Source organism: Patulibacter sp. NPDC049589 (assembly GCF_040675535.1).
Classification (GTDB): domain Bacteria; phylum Actinomycetota; class Thermoleophilia; order Solirubrobacterales; family Solirubrobacteraceae; genus Patulibacter.
The window spans coordinates 1-15,866 of record NZ_JBFAPC010000038.1 but is presented as its reverse complement, the minus strand read 5'-3'; the positions used below and the strand labels follow the sequence as shown (position 1 = coordinate 15,866).

General features: G+C 74.7%; 12 protein-coding genes. 5 read left to right on the top strand and 7 right to left on the bottom strand.

The window, feature by feature from the left end; translation table 11 throughout:
- Positions 1-387: 387 nt before the first annotated feature.
- Positions 388-1,254, bottom strand: a complete 867-nt coding sequence (locus AB0L40_RS09570; RefSeq protein ID WP_364352714.1) for an inositol monophosphatase family protein — start codon at positions 1,252-1,254, stop codon at positions 388-390.
- 175 nt (positions 1,255-1,429) lie between these two features.
- Here AB0L40_RS09570 and AB0L40_RS09565 point away from each other — a divergent pair, with 175 nt between their 5' ends.
- Entirely contained in the window at positions 1,430-4,828 is a 3,399-nt protein-coding gene (locus AB0L40_RS09565) for an ATP-dependent DNA helicase (RefSeq protein WP_364352711.1), read from the top strand.
- Positions 4,829-4,887: 59 nt separating this feature from the next.
- Here AB0L40_RS09565 and AB0L40_RS09560 read toward each other — a convergent pair whose 3' ends face one another.
- From AB0L40_RS09560 to AB0L40_RS09550, 3 genes are read right to left on the bottom strand one after another with little or no spacing between them, the layout of a single operon-like run.
- Positions 4,888-5,328, bottom strand: coding sequence for a type II toxin-antitoxin system VapC family toxin (locus tag AB0L40_RS09560; protein WP_364352708.1), 441 nt, complete (start codon positions 5,326-5,328; stop codon positions 4,888-4,890).
- Positions 5,325-5,597 carry a type II toxin-antitoxin system prevent-host-death family antitoxin gene (locus tag AB0L40_RS09555; RefSeq protein ID WP_364352705.1) on the bottom strand — a complete coding sequence of 91 codons (273 nt, stop codon included), beginning with the start codon at positions 5,595-5,597 and terminating at the stop codon, positions 5,325-5,327. The genes AB0L40_RS09560 and AB0L40_RS09555 overlap by 4 nt, the downstream gene beginning before the upstream one ends.
- 45 nt (positions 5,598-5,642) lie before the next feature.
- Entirely contained in the window at positions 5,643-6,605 is a 963-nt protein-coding gene (locus AB0L40_RS09550) for a PAC2 family protein (protein WP_364352702.1), read from the bottom strand.
- A 139-nt stretch (positions 6,606-6,744) separates the two neighbouring features.
- Between AB0L40_RS09550 and AB0L40_RS09545 the strand changes: the two genes are divergently transcribed.
- Positions 6,745-7,650, top strand: coding sequence for an HD domain-containing protein (locus AB0L40_RS09545; RefSeq protein ID WP_364352699.1), 906 nt, complete (start codon positions 6,745-6,747; stop codon positions 7,648-7,650).
- 22 nt (positions 7,651-7,672) lie between these two features.
- On the opposite strand, the gene AB0L40_RS09540 is transcribed toward AB0L40_RS09545, so the two are convergent.
- Together AB0L40_RS09540 and AB0L40_RS09535 are read right to left on the bottom strand one after the other, a co-directional pair.
- Positions 7,673-8,188 carry a DUF433 domain-containing protein gene (locus AB0L40_RS09540; protein WP_364352696.1) on the bottom strand — a complete coding sequence of 172 codons (516 nt, stop codon included), beginning with the start codon at positions 8,186-8,188 and terminating at the stop codon, positions 7,673-7,675.
- A 217-nt stretch (positions 8,189-8,405) separates the two neighbouring features.
- Entirely contained in the window at positions 8,406-11,324 is a 2,919-nt protein-coding gene (locus AB0L40_RS09535; RefSeq protein ID WP_364352693.1) for an Ig-like domain-containing protein, read from the bottom strand.
- Positions 11,325-11,557: 233 nt separating this feature from the next.
- Here AB0L40_RS09535 and AB0L40_RS09530 point away from each other — a divergent pair, with 233 nt between their 5' ends.
- Positions 11,558-13,498 (top strand): Ig-like domain-containing protein, encoded by a 1,941-nt coding sequence (locus AB0L40_RS09530; protein ID WP_364352690.1) that lies wholly within the window; start codon positions 11,558-11,560, stop codon positions 13,496-13,498.
- A 152-nt stretch (positions 13,499-13,650) separates the two neighbouring features.
- Here the strand turns inward: AB0L40_RS09530 and AB0L40_RS09525 are convergent, their stop codons facing one another.
- On the bottom strand, positions 13,651-14,442 hold the full coding sequence (locus AB0L40_RS09525; RefSeq protein ID WP_364352687.1) for a sulfite exporter TauE/SafE family protein: 792 nt from the start codon (positions 14,440-14,442) through the stop codon (positions 13,651-13,653).
- Between the two features lie 139 nt (positions 14,443-14,581).
- Between AB0L40_RS09525 and otsB the strand changes: the two genes are divergently transcribed.
- Together otsB and AB0L40_RS09515 are read left to right on the top strand one after the other, a co-directional pair.
- On the top strand, positions 14,582-15,400 hold the full coding sequence (gene otsB / locus AB0L40_RS09520) for a trehalose-phosphatase (RefSeq protein WP_364352684.1): 819 nt from the start codon (positions 14,582-14,584) through the stop codon (positions 15,398-15,400).
- Positions 15,397-15,852 carry a hypothetical protein gene (locus tag AB0L40_RS09515; protein ID WP_364352681.1) on the top strand — a complete coding sequence of 152 codons (456 nt, stop codon included), beginning with the start codon at positions 15,397-15,399 and terminating at the stop codon, positions 15,850-15,852. Before otsB ends, AB0L40_RS09515 begins: the two co-directional genes overlap by 4 nt.
- The last annotated feature ends 14 nt before the right edge of the window (positions 15,853-15,866 follow it).

Genomic DNA, 15,866 nt, shown 5'->3' with positions numbered 1-15,866 from the left:
GTCACCCGTTACACCCGGGGTCGGACGGCGTACGCCCAGTTCTCGACCCGATTCCGCGTCCGGCAGGGGAGCCCCGGCGGCCCCGCGCCGCGGGCGGCCCCCGGTCCGAATCCGGCCCGCCCGATCGAAAACCCCTGCTGAGCAGGGGTCTGGGCGGATCGGACGGTGTCGTCGGCGGCGGGCGGGCGGCCGCAGATCGCGGCCGGCGCGCCCGCGCCGAAGGGCGCCCGCGAGCGCGTCGAGCCGCCCAGGCGGCGACCGGAGACTGTGATGGACATCACAGCGTTGTGCCCCTCCGGACGTGGGGTGCGGGCGGCCTTGGCCGGGTGCCCGCGGCGTCGCCCCGGGAGACGTCCGAGGGGGACGTCCGCCCCCGCGGCGCCCGCCCTACGAGTGCGGCAGCGTGGCGACGCGCGCGAGGCCCGCCGCCGACCGCGCGGCGACGACCGGCCCGTGGCCGATGAGGTCCAGCGGGGCGTCGAGCGGGGCGTCGAGGTCGCCGAACGCGACGACGCCGCCGGACTCGCGGACGATCAGCTGGCCGGCGGCGGCGTCGACCGCGCGGCACCGCCACAGCGAGGCCATGCCGTCGACGCGGCCGCCCGCGACCGCGCAGAGCGAGATGGCGATCGCGCCGATCGCGCGCAGGCGGTGGACGTGCTCGAGCAGCGCGTCGCCGGAGGCAATCACGTGCGCGGGGTGCGCGGACTCGATCGCGACGAGCTCGAGCTTGCCCGCCGACGTCAGGCGCTCCGTGGCCGGCGCCGTGATCGGGACGCCGTCCAGCCACGCGCCGCCGCCGCGGATCGCGGTCCAGCGCTCGTCGGGGCCGAGGTCGGCGACGAGGCCGCAGACCATGTCGGCCATCGTGCCCGAGTTCGCGACGTCGGGACCCTCGGCCACGGCGATCGACACCGCGTGGTGGGGCATCCCGCGCTTGGCGTTCATCGAGCCGTCGATCGGGTCGATGACCACCAGGACGTCCGCGGAGCCGTAGTCGACGACGCCGCGCTCCTCGGACAGCGCGGTGAAGCGGGCGCCGGCCTCGTGCAGCACGTCGAGCTCCTCGAAGACCAGGTCCTCGGCCTCGGCGTCGATCACGAGGGTGCGGTCGCCGCCCTCGCCGGTCGTCCCCGTCTCCGCCAGGCGGTCGGGGGTCGAGGTGACCGCGGCGAGGCGGTCGCGCACGCGGTCCGCGGCCCGGTTGAACGCGGCGATCCACGTCTCGGGGGCGGGCTGCGAGGGCGAGGGCATCAGCGGCCCAGTCTATGGGGAGGCGCCCCGTCCCGAGCCCCGCCGGTCGAACGCCCGGCGGCCCGGCGAGCCCCGGGGCATCCGGGACGGCGAACCGCCCTGCGCGCCTCGTCGTTGCCGCGATTCGCCCCACGGGCCACGCCGCCCCTTCCGGGGCGGCACACTGGTGAGGTCCATGGAGCCCCTCGACGGATTGTCCGACGCGCAGGTCCGCGTCGCCGCGCACGCCGGCGCCGGGGCGACGTCCGATGCGCCGCTGCTCGTCCGCGGCACCGCCGGCACGGGCAAGAGCGTCGCGCTGGCCGCCCGCGCGGCGTGGCTCGTCACCGCCGCGGACGCCGATCCGACCCGGATCGCGCTGCTCGGCGCCACGCCCGCCGCGGCCGCCCGGACGCGCCGCCGGCTCGACGACCGGCTCGGCTCCGCGGCCGCCGACGTCGTCGTCACGACGCTGCCGGACCTCGGCCACCGGCTGCTGCGGGACGTCGCCGCGGAGGTCGGCGTCGACCCGTTCGTCGTCCCCGCGACCCGCACCGAGCGCGTCGCGCTGCTGCTCGAGCACCGCGAGGAGCTCGGCCTGCTGCACCACGACGGCGGCTCCGGTGGCCGCGGCCACATCGGCCTGCTCGCCGGCGCGGTCGCGCGCATCGACCGGCTGAAAGAGTCGCTCGTCGACGCCGAGACGCTCGACCGCTGGGCGCAGGCGCTGCCGGACGTCGACCCACGCGCCCCGCGCGAGCGCGAGTTCGCGGCGCTGATGCGGCTCCACGACCGCGTCCTGCGCGAGCGCGGGCTGATCGACCACGGCGACCTGCTGCTGCACCTCGTCCGGCTGCTCGAGGACGACGACCCGCGCGGCGCGGCGGTCCGCGAGCGGGTCGGCTCCGCGTTCTCGACGCTCCTGGTCGACGACATCCAGGACCTGCCGACCGCCGCGATGCGGCTCCTGCACGCGCTCGTCCGCGGCGGCACCGCGCTGGTGGCCGCCGGCGACGACGACCAGGCCACGCGCCGCGTCCGCGCCGCCGCGTCGAAGAACCTGCGCGACCTCGCCGCGACATACCCGCGGCTGGAGACGGTCACGCTCGAGCGGTCCTGGCGCAGCCCCGAGCGCGTCCTGCGCGCCGCCGAGGCCGTCGTCGAGCCCGCCGCCGACCGCACCGCCCACGCCTGGCACGCCCCGTCGGGCGGCAGGGTGCGGTTCTGGCGCGCGAGCTCCGAGCGCGCCCAGGCCCAGGCGGTCGCGGGCGAGATCGAGCGCCTCGTCCGCGACGGCGCGCGGCCCGAGCAGATCGCCGTGCTCGTGACCTCCGTCCGCCGCGAGGGCGGGCCCGTCGTCGCGGCGCTGGAGGAGCGGGCCGTCCCCACGCGGCTCGGCGGCGCCGGCGCGTTCCTGGAGCGCGTCGAGGTCCGCGACGTCCTCGCCTGGCTGCGCCTCCTCGTCGACCCGTCCGACGCGCCCGCCGTCAGCCGCGCGCTGGCCCGCCCGCCGATCGACCTGCGGCCCGCGGACCTGGCGCGTTGCATGCAGCTCGCCCGGCGCCGGCGGATGGACCTCGTCGGCGCGCTCGCTGCGTCGATGGAGTCGCCGCAGATGGCGCCCGAGGCCCGCGACCGCGTCGCGTCGTTCCTGCGCCTGTACCGCAGCGCCACCCGCGCGCTCGACGTCACCCCGCCCGACCAGTTCGTGCACCGTCTGATCGAGCACCTCGGCCTGCGCCGGCAGCAGCTGTTCGGCGAGGGCGGCGACGTCGTCGAGCGTCTGCGCGACCTCTCGCGCGTCGGGCAGCTCGCGGAGCGGCACGTCCGGATCGCCCCGCAGGCGACCGCCCGCGACTTCGCCCGCTGGCTGATCCTGCTGGCCGAGGCCGGGGGCGACCCCGACGGCAAGGTCGAGGCCGTGCCGTTCGCCGCCGGGATGGACGGCGACCCGCCCGGCGAGGAGCCCGACCTCATCGGGCCCCGCGACGCGACGGCCCCCAGCGGCACGACCGCGACGCAGGCCGGCGCGGGCCAGGGCCACCAAGGGTCGGCGGCCGGCGGCACCGCGGGCGTCGCCGACCCCCGACCGGCCCGCGCCGGCGCCGTCCGTGTCCTCCCGCTCGAGGCCGCGGCGGAGCTCGAGCTCGACCACGTCTTCGTGCTCGGCCTGCAGTCCTCGCGGCTCGGCGCGATCGGCGCGGTCGCCGGCCGGCGCCTGGTCGACCCGCTCCCCGACGAGCTGCTCGGGGACGACCGCGTCGGCGGCGGCGTGCTCCAGGGCGACGACGCGGCCGGGGCCGAGACCCAGGCGGACCCGTCGCGCGCGATCGCCGTCGACGAGGCCCGCCGCGCGCTGCACGTCGCGATGACCCGCGCCCGCGGCACCGTCGTCCTGTCCTACCCCGAGCACGCCACCAGCGGCGCGGCGCGCGAGCCCTCCCCGCTGGTCGAGGACGCGCGGCGCGCGGTCGACGGCGAGTGGGAGGAGTTCGACGAGCGGCTCTTCGGCCCCGACGACACCCTGCACGCGACCTTCCGGACCCTGCGCGACGAGCTGCTGCGCGACGTCGCGACGATCGGCGCGCGCCTGGGCGACCTGCGGATGGACACGGACCTCGACGTCGCCCATGGCGTCACCCGGTACCTGGAGCTGATGAAGGTCGCGGCGCTGATCAACCGCCCCGACGGCCAGGACGTGGCCGCCGCGATGCCCGGGATCGACGGGGCGATCCGCCAGGCGGCGACCGCGCAGCAGAAGGAGATCCTGCTCTCCTCGTCGCTGGACGAGGACATCCTCGCCGCCGCGAGCCAGACCGCCGAGCGTCGCGCCGCCGGCCGGGGCGAGCCGTCGCTGGAGCCGTTCCTGCCGCTGCGCGACCAGGGCGTCGTGATGTCCGCCGGCGACCTCTTCGTCTACGGGTCCTGCCCGCTGCGCTACAAGTTCAACCGCGTCCTGCGGATCCCGCAGCAGTCGACCGTCGCGCAGCGCTTCGGCATCGTCGTCCACCAGGTGCTCGAGCGCTGGCACGGCCGCGGCGGCACCGAGCTGGACGAGCTGCAGGAGCTCCTGTCGGCGAGCTGGCGGCGCTCCGGGCTGCAGGGCGTCGCCGACGAGGCGCGGCTGTGGTCGCGGGCGCAGGACTCGATGGCGCGGTACCACGCACGCACGACCGCCGAGGACTCCGAGACGGTGTGGCTCGAGCGCGGCTTCGAGTTCCGGCTCGGCGACCACACCCTGCGCGGCCGCGTCGACCGCGTGGACCGCCACCCCGACGGCGCGTACGAGCTCGTCGACTACAAGACCGGCCGCCCGCGGACCCCGGAGCAGCTGCGCGACGACGTCCAGCTGCAGCTCTACGCCGTCGCGGCCGTCGACGCCTGGGGCCTCGAGGCGCCGCGCCAGAGCTACCACTACATCCTCGACGACGTGAAGACCCCGCTGGAGGCCGAGGGCGGCGAGCGGGACAAGATCACGTCGACCGTCGAGCGCGTCGGCGCGGCGATCCTGGCCCAGGACTTCGAGCCGACCCCGGCCTACGAGACCTGCGCGATGTGCGACTACCAGCTGACCTGCCCGGCGGCGGAGACGTAGTCGCGATCGATGGCTCATGAACACGTCGCCGTGATCGACGACGTCCGACGGTGCGGTCGCTACCCCGTCCCCGCGAGCAGCGTCAGTCCCTCGCGCGCGGCGGCGTCCTCGAGCTCGGCATCGAAGCAGGCGAACGTCGTGTCAGCGAGGGCCGCGGCCTCGATCCCGGCGGCGAGGTGCATCGCGTCGTAGCCCCGCAGCGCGTGGCGACGGGCGAGCATCGCGGCCGCGTCGATCGCCCGGTCGTCGGTCGGGACGATCGCGACATCGGCCCAGAAGCGCTCGAAGGTCGTGACGATCCGCCGGTGCGCGCCGGCGTTGATGCGGCGTCCCGCCCGCATCCGGGCGAAGGTCGCGTGGGCCTCCACGAACGCGAGGTCGCACGCCAAGACGACGGCCGCGGCGGAGGTGCCGGCAAGGACGCGATCGCTGTGCGGCTCGGCGACGAAGAGCTTGACCAGCGCGCTGGTATCCAGGAAGAGGGCCCGGCCGGGCCTCATCGGGGACCGCGGTCGGCGCTCACCGTCTCCGCGGCGGTCGGTCCGTCGCCCCCGAGGGGCGTCGGCTGGGCCACCAGCGGGCGGCGGCCGCTCCATCGGACGCCGCGGGCAGCGAGGCGCTCCCGGAGCTCGGCGTGCTCGTCGATCGGCACGAGCCGTGCGACGGCCCGTCCCCGACGCGTGACCGTCACCGTGTCCCCGGCCTCGACGGCATCGACGACCGCACTGGCGTGGTCCTTCAGGTCCCGGATGCCGACCTCGCGCGCCATGTGGCCATCGTAGTCGTTCGAGATGGCCAGGTCGAGTCGTGGGCGTCAGTGGTCCTGCGGCTCGTCGTCGTCCGCGTCGTCCGCGTCGGTGTGGTCCTGCTCGCGCAGGAACTCCAGGAAGTCGTCGGCGATGACGTCACCCGTCGGCAGCTCGCCGAGGTTCAGCTGGATCTGGGCCTCCGCGGCCTCGGCGAGGTCCTCGTCGGAGTCCTCGTCGCCGATGACCTCGCGCAGGTCGGCCATCTGCTCCAGGCGCTCGAGCAGCTCGCGGCGCTCCGGGTCGCGCTCGACGGCCTCGGTGACCTGCTGCTCGTAGCGCTCCGAGGCGGCGCGCAGGCGGGCGGTCGGGACGGGGACCTGGGTCAGGGCCTCGACGGCCTCCACGAGCGCGAGGGTCGCCTTCGGGCTCGGCACGCCCGCGACGTAGTGCGGCACGTGGGCCAGCAGCGTGACGGCCTTCAGGCCCTGGCGCTGCGCCTCGTAGTGGACGACGCCGGTCAGGCCCGTCGGGCCTTCGTAGTCGGGCAGCATCGCGCCGAGGGCGGAGATCGAGTCCGGGTCCGTCGCGATGCCGGTGATCGGCACCGGGCGGGTGTGCGGGACGTCGGAGAGCAGGCCGCCGAGGGTGACGACGAACGTCGCGCCCAGGCTCTTGGCGGTCTCGATCAGCGTCTCCGACAGCGACTGCCAGCGCATCGCGGGCTCGGGGCCCGTGACGAGGATGAGGTCGCGGCGCGCGGTCGGCACGACCGCCGCCCGCAGCTCGACCGTCGGCCAGTCGAGGTCCGTGGCGATGCCGTCCCGGACCGTGATGTGCGGCCGGTAGGACTGCATCGTGTAGAGCAGCTCGGGGTCGACCGTGGCGCACCGCTGCGCGCCGAGCCGGCGCGAGATCACGCCGACCGCGGAGCTGGCGGAGTCCCCTGCGTCGGTCCAGCCGGTGAACGCGCACACCAGAGCCGGGTCCCGCAACCCGACCGGGCGGTCGTCCCAACGTAGGGGAATCATCCGACTGACGGTACAAGATGCCTTCCGTGCGGACACGGGACCCGCCCGCGCGGGATGCTTCCCGCCCGGTGCCGCCGCCCACGCGCGGGACCGTCCGCCGGTCCCACCGTTCACCTCCCGGCGTTCCCGCCTCAGCCCCGTGCCTCCCGACCCTCCCGCTCCCGCTCCCGCTCCCGCTCCGTCCTCCGTCGCCGCCCTCGGCCCCGGCGACCGGATCGCGGGCGCGTACGCCTGCATCCGCAAGGACCGCTCGCAGGGCCGCTCCGGCCCGTACCTGTCGCTGGACCTGCGGGACCGCACCGGCACGATCCCGGCGCGCATCTTCAAGGACGTCGACCGGCTGGACGCCGCATTTCAGCGCGGCGACGTCGTCCAGGTCGCCGGCACCGTCGACCGCTACCGCGAGGAGCTCGTCGCCGAGCTCACCACCGTCAAGCGGCTGGACCCCGCGACGATCGACCCCACGCAGTTCCTGCCGACCGCCTACCGCGACCTCGACGAGCTCGACGGCTTCCTCGAGGGGCTCGCGGGCGAGGTCGGCGACGCGGGCTTCGGGGGCCTGCTCCACGAGCTGCTCGTCGACGAGGGGCTGCGCCGCCGCTGGCGCCTCGCGCCGTGCACGATCGGCGGCCACCACAGCTACCTCGGCGGGCTGCTCGAGCACACCGTCGCGGTCGGGGCGCTCGCGCAGGAGGCCTGCGTCCACCATCCGGGGCTCAACCGCGACCTGCTGCTGACGGCCTGCATCGTCCACGACCTCGGCCGCACCCGCGAGTTCACCTACGCGGCGGAGATCGGACGCACCGAGCAGGGCGAGATGCTCGGCCACGTGGAGCTCGGGCTACGGATCATCGCCGAGCCCGCGCGCCGCGCCGGCGTCGACGAGACCCGCTGGATGCACCTCGCCCACTGCGTCCTCACCCACCACGGCCCCGAGCGGGCCGGAGGCCGCTTCCGCTCGGCGGAGGCCGCGACGCTCCACCGCCTCAACGCCCTGGACGCGACGATCAAGGACGCGCTGGAGCACGGGCTCGGGAACGGGTAGGGGCCGGGCTTCGCCCGTACCATCAGGCCGCGCGGGAGGCGTTCTCGTACGCCAGCGCCCAGCGGACGTCGGGGGTGTCCAGGTCGAACGCCGCCGCGATGTCCTCGACGCCTTCGCCCGCGTCCTCGTGCTCCCAGATGACCTCGGTGCTGATGCCATAGACCGACGGTCGCCCGAATCGTCGTGTCGGATCCATGACTACCCGCGAATCGTGGTCGTCATGGGGGCGCCAAGCGACCGCGAGATCGTCGTCCCAGGTGACCCGGTCGACGAACGACTGCGACGGTGAGGTGAGAACGAGCTGCTCCCGCGACACGGCCACCAGGGAGAACTCAGGAGAGAGGCCCGCCTCCTCCTCAGCCTCGACGACCAGCCGACGGCCTACGCCGACGAACGGTCGGCGGTCCGCAAGCGGATACGGGACCCCGAGCTCCCGCCGTAGCGCGTCGATGACGTCCCGCAGCTCGGTCATGGGAACGCCGTGCGCAGTCCGATACTGGCGGAGAAGGCCAGCCTCGATGAACTCGGCCCAGGTCACGATCCACACCTGCGGCCCCGTCGGCCGACCGGCCCCGCGGACGTGGAGACCCGACCGACCTCTCGCCACGAGCGCCACGGGGCGGGCCGCTTGGGGATCCGGCGACGCGCGGAGCTCCCCGAACGACCGAGGGCGGCCCGATCGGGCCGCCCTCGAGGGTCCTCGCTGGATCCGCGCGGCGGCCCGTCCCCGCAGGACGGGCCGCCGCGCGCCGTCCTCAGCGGACGGTCACCGTGCGCGTGCGCGTGCGGACGTTGCCCGCCGCGTCGTAGGCGCGGATCTTCATCGTGTAGCGACCCTTCGCCAGCTTGCCGCTGGGCTTCAGCGTCCAGGAGGACGTGCCCTTCGCGACGAGGCCGACGACGCTCGAGGCCGGCAGCGGCTTGCTCAGCTTGCCGTTGCCGCGGACGAAGCGCGCCGACTTGCCGGCGGCCTTGAACAGGCTGACCTGGACCGACTTGACCTTGCCCTTGGCGGCCGACCGGGTCTTCGTGACGCACCCGACGTCGGACGCCTTGCCCGAGACCGTCAGCTTCCGGCCCTTCAGCGCGACCTTCACGCCGCTGGTCCGGGGCGCGGTCCTGTCCAGGCACGCGCCCGTCTTCGTGACCGTCGTGGCGCCGGAGACGCCGATGACGTCGGGCAGCGCCGGGGAGGGGGCGGCCCGCTTGGCGGCGGCGAGCACCGCGGCCGGATCCGGGCCGCTGGTGACCGGGCCCGTCGCCGGCCCGTCGGCGGCGTGGTCGTCGACGAGGACGTCCGTGCCGGCCGCGGCCTCCTGGAACCGGACGTCGGCGATCTGCACCGAGCCCTGCGCCGGCTTGCCGGCCTCGCCGAACCGCAGCTCGACCTTCCGCACCGTCTTCAGATCGACGCCCTGGGCGGCGAAGTCGCCGAGCGGGACGCGGATCTGGTGCAGCAGGACGTGCGTCTTGCTCGTGGTCGACCCGACCGACGGGTGCAGCGCGTTGCCGTAGCGCTGGTTACCGGCGGCGACCGTGCCCTCGTGGCCGGCCGCGTCTGTCACCGCGATCGTGAAGTCCTGCGTCCAGGTCGCGGGGGAGTACTCGGCGGCCGTGCCGACCCGCGACGCCGCGGTGATGCCGGCACGCAGCGGGTTCATCGGATCCACGTTGCGGGCGTCGAAGAAGTTGACGCCCGCGCCGATGGCCAGGGCCTTCAGGCCGCTGACGTCGCCCTTGGCGGCCGGGATCCGGGTCGCGATGCTCGCCGGCTTGCCCGTCGTCCCGACCGGGTTCTCCCAGGCCGCGGCCAGCTGCAGGCCGTAGGACTGGTTGACCGGGCCGTTCTCCCGGATGCCGGACTGGCCGCCGAGCGCCGTGACGCCGGGGAGCGGGCAGGCCTTCTTCGCCGTCGGGTACGTCGGCTTGCCGATCTGAGACGGCGCGAAGTCGTCGGGTTCCGGGTTGCACCAATCGAGGCCGGAGGTCGTCGTGGCCGGCAGTGGCAGCACGCCACCGTCGGCCAGGAACGGGTTGACGAAGCCGGTGGAGGTCAGCGCGGTGCCGACCGCGCTGGTGGTCAGCGGGGTGTCGGTCTCCGGCCGGATGACGTCCTCGCGCTCCTGGGGGGCGGCGAAGTAGTCGGTCATGATCCGCTCGGCGCAGTCGATCCGGGTGCCGTCGGTGTTGCCGGGGACCGGTCCCGCGTTGTTTGCCGTCTTTGCCGTCTGGTCGAAGCCGGAGATCTTCTGCGACGGGCATGCGGACGTCGGCAGCTGCGTCTCGCCCGACGCGTCGCGCTCGCCCGTCATGTATCGGTCGAAGCCGCCCTCTCCTCCGACGTACCGCCGGAAGAACGAGGACATCAGCGAGAGGCCGATCTTCTCCTGGTCGCCCATCAGGGCCGGGTTGCCGTCGCCCCGATTGTTGCGGGTGTACGTGCCGCCGCCGCTCCAGCCGTCGTCGGCCGTGTTCTGCGCCGCGTCGGCCTTGCCGACCGAGACGCCGCCGCTGAGGCGGAGGTTGCTGCCGTTCGTGGGCGGGTCGACGAAGACGACCTTCGTGTCGGCCGGATCCGCGGTGTCCGGGTTGTCGACCCGCACGGTGGTGTTGCCGACGCCACAGGCGGCGTCGCCGTTGGAGCCGTCCTCGCCGTCGGCGGCCCAGACCGAGTTGAACCAGTTGTGGTTCGCGCCGTGGACGCCGACCTGGACGAGCGGGAAGCCGTCGTCGTCGAGGTACTGGCCGCGCTCGAAGAAGCGCGCGCCCTGCAGGTTGGAGACGTCGCCGTCGCACTGCGGGAGGATCGACATGAACGGGGTGCCGGTGGGCGCGCGGCGCTCGTAGTCGACCGGGGCCAGGGAGATGACGCCGCGCAGCGCGTAGCGCCGGCCCGGGGCCGGGCGGGTGTGGTTGTAGTCGATGAAGCTCGTGACGGCGTCGCCGCCGCGGGAGTGGCCCATCAGGCCGACGCGGGTGAAGTCGAGCTTGCCCTTCAGCGTGTCGCCGAGGCTCTGGTCGGCGCCCGTGAGGCCGTCGGTGTTGGCCTTGTAGAAGGCGTCCAGGGTGGCGGCGATCAGCAGGCGACGCTGGTGCATCCCCTTCGCCATCGCGCTGTCCTGGTAGTACATGAGCTGGTCCTGGTCGATCGAGACGACCGTGTAGCCCCAGGTGGCCAGGTTCTCGCCGAGGTACGCGTAGCCGCGGTCGTTGCGCTTGAAGATCGTGCAGTTCGGCGCCGAGCCCGTGTCGCAGGAGCTGTGGTTGCCGTGGACGAGGACGATCACCGGCGACGGCGTCGTGCGGCCGACCGGCTGGTAGAGCGAGCCGCGGATCTGCAGCGTCGCGGCGCCCGCGGCGCCGGTCAGCCCGCCGCCGGCGGCGTTGGGCTCCTGCAGGTTCACCGTGCCGGCCGTGAACTGCTTGGACGGCAGGGTCTCGGTCGTCGAGAAGGCGTACGGGCCCCGCGTCATGGGATCCGGATCCGCTGCCCGGGCGGCTGATGGGAGGGCCGTCAGCAGGACGGCCACGAGCGCGAGCACCGTGGCGGTGAGAGCCCCGAGGGGGGCGCGAGCGATGTTCACAGTTCTCCGTGCATGGATGACGAGGACCGTCGCCACGGCGAGAGGCCGCGGGACCGTCGACGATCGTATGGACGGCGTGATGGCGCTCATTTGGACAATTGGCGCTCAGATTGGATGGTGTACAGAACACACTGGATCCATTCGTATTGGAAAGGGATACCTAGACTCGTGGCTCGCCGTCGGGCCGGACGGATGCTGCGTCGACGTCCTCCGGGACGGGACGCGGTGGCCCCGCACGACGCCGACCCCTGACGACCCCGCACCGAGGTGCATCGCATCCCATGACGTCCCCGCCCCTACGTCGAGTCCGGCGCACCCTCCTCGTGCTCGCCGCCATCTCGGCCGCTGCGCCAGCCGCGGCGAGCGCATCGACCTGGACGGTCGACGACGACCGAGCGCAGTGCCCGACCGCGGGCTTCACCACGATCCAGGGGGCGATCGACCAGGCGGCCCCGCACGACACCGTCGTCATCTGCGACGGCCTGTACCAGGAGCAGTCGACCCCGCCGTACGGCAGCGCGCAGAGCTACGCCCAGCAGGGCTCGCGCAACGGTCTGACGATCACCAAGCCGCTGACGATCCGCGGGGCCGGGGCCGACAAGGTCACGATCATGCCCGCGCCGGAGCTCGGCGACTCGCTGGCCGGCACCGTCCCGTACCTGCGCGACGGCGGCGGCAACGTCATCTCCGTCAACCGCCAGTCGCTCGGATCCTCCGACGACAACGAGAACTTCCTCGACCTCTCCGGCGTCACCGTGAAGTCGCCCGACGCCTACGTCGAGGCCGGGATCGCGTTCTTCAACACCTCCGGTCGCGTCGCGAAGAGCGTCGTCGGCCCGCTGCGGCGCCCGGCGGCCGACGCCGTCGCGACCCGCCCGCACGGCTGGGGCGTCGTGCAGACGAACTCGCTGCAGAGCGCCGTCCTCGGCGGCATCCGCCGCTCGGTGACGGTCGAGGACAGCCTCGTCACGGGCTTCAGCGCCGGTGGCGTGCTGTTCGACGACTCCGTCGGCGGCGCGGACGCCGCGCTGACGAACACGACCCGCTCGAACGTCAACGCCTACGGCAACGTCGTTCGCAGCCGGATCGTCGGCGCGAAGGGCGGCGCCGCCGTCAACCAGACCGGCGTCCAGTACCACAGCGGCCAGCGCGGCCGCGTCACCGACAGCGAGATCGTCGACCTCTGGGGCGGCACCTCGGGCACGGCCCGCGCCTCGGTCGGCGTGCTGCTGACCGACGCCGACACGGGCGACGACGTCACCAACCCGGGCGTCCGCGCGCTGGCGATCTCCGGCACGTCGTTCGGCTTCACCGGCTACGGCGTCTTCAATGCCGACGCCACGAACACCACGGTCCGCAACGGCGCCCCGGTGCTCGCGACGGGCAACTACTGGGGCTGCTCCGGCGGCCCGACGTCGGGCGCCAGCAGCGCGACGACCTTCTGCCAGGGCCGGTCGGGCAACGACGCCGGCGCGCCGGCCGCGGTCCCGCCGGTGCCGGCGGCGGCCAGCGTGATCACCGAGGGCTTCCTGCCGGCGACTCCCGCCACGCTGTCCGTCCCCGCGGCCACTGCGGACGCGGCCCCGACGGCCGAGATCCTCGACCCGCTCGCGGGCGACGTCGTCCCGGTCGGCACGACGATCTCCCCGGTCGTCCAGGCCGCCGACGACTTCGGTGTCGCCTCGGTGGCGCTGAGCGCCGGCGGCGTGCCCGTCGCCTCGACCTCGACGCGGCCGTACGAGTTCGCGTGGACGGCGACCGCGGCGGACGCCGGCAGGACGATCGAGCTGACGGCCACGGTCACCGACTCCTCGGGTCAGACGACCACGACGTCGGTCCCGGTCGTCGTCCCGGCGCTGCCGGTGCCCCCGGCCCCGGACGTGCCGGCCACGCCCACCACCCCGGCCACGCCGACCGTGCCGGCGCCTCCGGTGACCCCGGCCCCGGCGCGCGGCGTCGTCCGGATCCTCACGACGTCGGTCCGGCTGGACGCCCAGGGCCGCTTCGCCTTCCGGGTCTCCTGCGCCAAGGGCGTCGCGAGCTGCAAGCTCCGCGTGCTGGTCCGCCGCACGAGCACCGTGGTCGGCTCGCGCAACCTCACGATCAAGGGCGGCACGACGGTGACGGTGCGGATGCGCCCGAGCGTCCTCATGCAGCGGGTCCTCCGCCGTGGCCGCTCGACGACCGTGAAGGTCTCCTTCTCCGGCACCGGCGTCACGCTGCCGGGCACCTCGAACCTGAAGGTGCTGCCGAAGAAGCGCTGAGAGGGGGGGTGCGGGGGGCCGTCCGGTGGCGGCCCTGGACCCGGGACACACGAGGGACAGCGGGGCCGGCGGGCGGTGGGGACCACTCCGCCGGCAGGGAGGACACGCGCCCCGGGGAGCCACGGCTCCCCGGGGCGCTCCCGCGTCCGGGGTCAGGCCGCCGCAGCGTCCTTCTTCAGGCCGCGGCGCCCGAGCCGCTGCGCGACGTAGAGGAGGAGCAGCGCGAAGCCGATCTCCAGGACGCGGACCGGCAGCGCGTTGGCGAGCACGACGCCGAGCAGCGCGCCCGGGATCGCCAGGACGCCCATGGTCACCGAGGTCCGGAGCTCGAGGTTGCCGTAGCGGTGCTGGCGCCAGGCGCCCAGGAGCGACATCGGGACCATCGCCAGCAGCGACGTCGCCTCGGCGTCGACGTGCCCGAGGCCCAGGACGTAGATGAGCCCCGGCACGAAGAGCGTGCCGCCGCCGACGCCCAGCAGGCCCGACACGACGCCGGCCGCGAAGCCGAAGACCGCGGCCAGCAGGACGTGCACGACGTCGAGGTCGGTGCCGCCCGACCCGTCGGCGTCGCCGGTCGAGAGCACCATGGAGACCGCGACCACGAGGAGCAGCGCGGCGAAGATGAGCGAGACCCGGCGCGCGGGGATGCGCTGCTGCAGCCAGGTGCCGGCGAGCACGCCGCCCAGCGCGGGGACGCCGACGAGCAGGCCCTCGGTGACGTGCAGCGTGCCGTAGGCGCCCTGCGTGACGGTGGCGGCGCTGGCGATCAGGACGATCGCGCCGAGCGAGGTGCTGGTCGCGCGGCGCTCGTCCATCTTCAGGACGAGGATCAGGAGCGGGACCATGACGACGCCCCCGCCGACGCCGAAGAGGCCGCTGAAGAGGCCCGCGACGGTGCCGATCCCGGCGATCGCGAGGGTGCGGCGGCGGTCCACGGGGGCCATGCTAGCCCCGGTTCCCCGGTGGGCTCCGTGCGCCCCGGCGGCGCCCGGCGCGGCCGCGCCCGGCCGGCGGCCACGGGCCGGGAGGCGACCCTCCGGCGCCATGGGCGACAGTGGCGGCGGGATGCGGGACACTAGGGCGGTGCTCGACGCTCGCCTCGGCGAACTCCTCGCCCCGCTGCGCGAGGAGCCGGGTCGGTCGGCGGTCCTCCTGGACGTCGACGGCACCCTCGCCCCCATCACGACGCACGCGTCGGAGACCGCCGTCCCCGCGGCCACGCGCGCGGCCGTCGCGGCGCTGACCGACGTCTTCGGCCTCGTGGCCTGCATCACCGGCCGCCGGACGGCCGAGGCCCGCGCCATCGTCGGCGTCGACGGCCTGGAGTACGTCGGCGGCCACGGCACCGAGATCCTGCGCCGGGGCGCCGACGCCCCCGAGGTCCGCCCGGAGATCGCCGACTGGGAGCCGCGCGTGCGCGCGGCCACCGAGCGGCTGCTGGGCGCCGCGACCGCTGACGGCGTCCCGGGCGCCGCCGGCCTGCGGCTGGAGGACAAGGGTCCGATCCAGGCGCTGCACTGGCGCGGCGCCGACGACGAGGCGGCGTCCGAGGCGGTCGCCGAGGAGATCGGCCGGCGGGCGGAGGACGAGGGCCTCGTCCTGCACCGCGGCCGGATGGTGCTCGAGCTGCGCCCGCCCGTGCCGTTCGACAAGGGCGCCGCGGTCCGCTGGCTGCTGGAGGGCCGCTCGCTGGACGCCGCCCTCTTCGCCGGCGACGACCGCACGGACCTCGACGCGTTCGCGGGGATCCGCGGGCTGCGGGACGAGGGCGCGCTGTCGCACGCCGTCTGCGTGGCCGCGCTGGACCCGGGGGTGCCCGCCGCCGTCGGCGAGGCCGCCGACCTGACGGTCGACGGCACCGAGGGCGTCCGCGTCCTGCTCGAGGAGCTCGTCCGCCCGTGACCTTCCGCAAGCTCCTCCACAGCACCGTCGTGCTCTCCGGCGCGTCGGCCACCGTCCTGGGCCTGCTCGTCGTCCTGCACGCGCAGATCAACAGCGACCCGCAGCCCGCCGTGATCTCGGGCATCTGGTGGCTGATCGCGAGCATGTTCGGCGTCCGCGCCGGCGCGATGGACGCGACGAACCCCCAGATCGCGCGCGTCCTCGCCGAGGCCCGGGCCGCCGAGCAGCTGCCCGAGCCGCGGCCGGTGCTGACGCTGATCAACCGGCTGTGGCCACTCTTCGTCGTGACGATCGTCTCCGGCGTCGCCGCCATCTGGCTGCCGCAGGTCGCCGGCGTGGCCACCGGGTTCCTGCTGATCTGGGCGCTCGGCAGCTCTACGTCCAGGGCGAGGTCTCCGACCGCACCGGCCCGCTCGTCTTCGCGAAGCCGGAGGACAAGGGCGACTACCTGATCTCCACCCGCTCC

Excerpts from the sequence above, each read along its gene's own strand:
- AB0L40_RS09560 (WP_364352708.1), bottom strand. The coding sequence starts at position 5,328 with ATGAGGCCCGGCCGGGCCCTCTTCCTGGATACCAGCGCGCTGGTCAAG.
- AB0L40_RS09570 (WP_364352714.1), bottom strand. The coding sequence starts at position 1,254 with ATGCCCTCGCCCTCGCAGCCCGCCCCCGAGACGTGGATCGCCGCGTTC.
- AB0L40_RS09555 (WP_364352705.1), bottom strand. The coding sequence starts at position 5,597 with ATGGCGCGCGAGGTCGGCATCCGGGACCTGAAGGACCACGCCAGTGCG.
- AB0L40_RS09525 (WP_364352687.1), bottom strand. The coding sequence starts at position 14,442 with ATGGCCCCCGTGGACCGCCGCCGCACCCTCGCGATCGCCGGGATCGGC.
- AB0L40_RS09550 (WP_364352702.1), bottom strand. The coding sequence starts at position 6,605 with ATGATTCCCCTACGTTGGGACGACCGCCCGGTCGGGTTGCGGGACCCG.
- AB0L40_RS09535 (WP_364352693.1), bottom strand. The coding sequence starts at position 11,324 with ATGAGCGCCATCACGCCGTCCATACGATCGTCGACGGTCCCGCGGCCT.
- AB0L40_RS09565 (WP_364352711.1), top strand. The coding sequence starts at position 1,430 with ATGGAGCCCCTCGACGGATTGTCCGACGCGCAGGTCCGCGTCGCCGCG.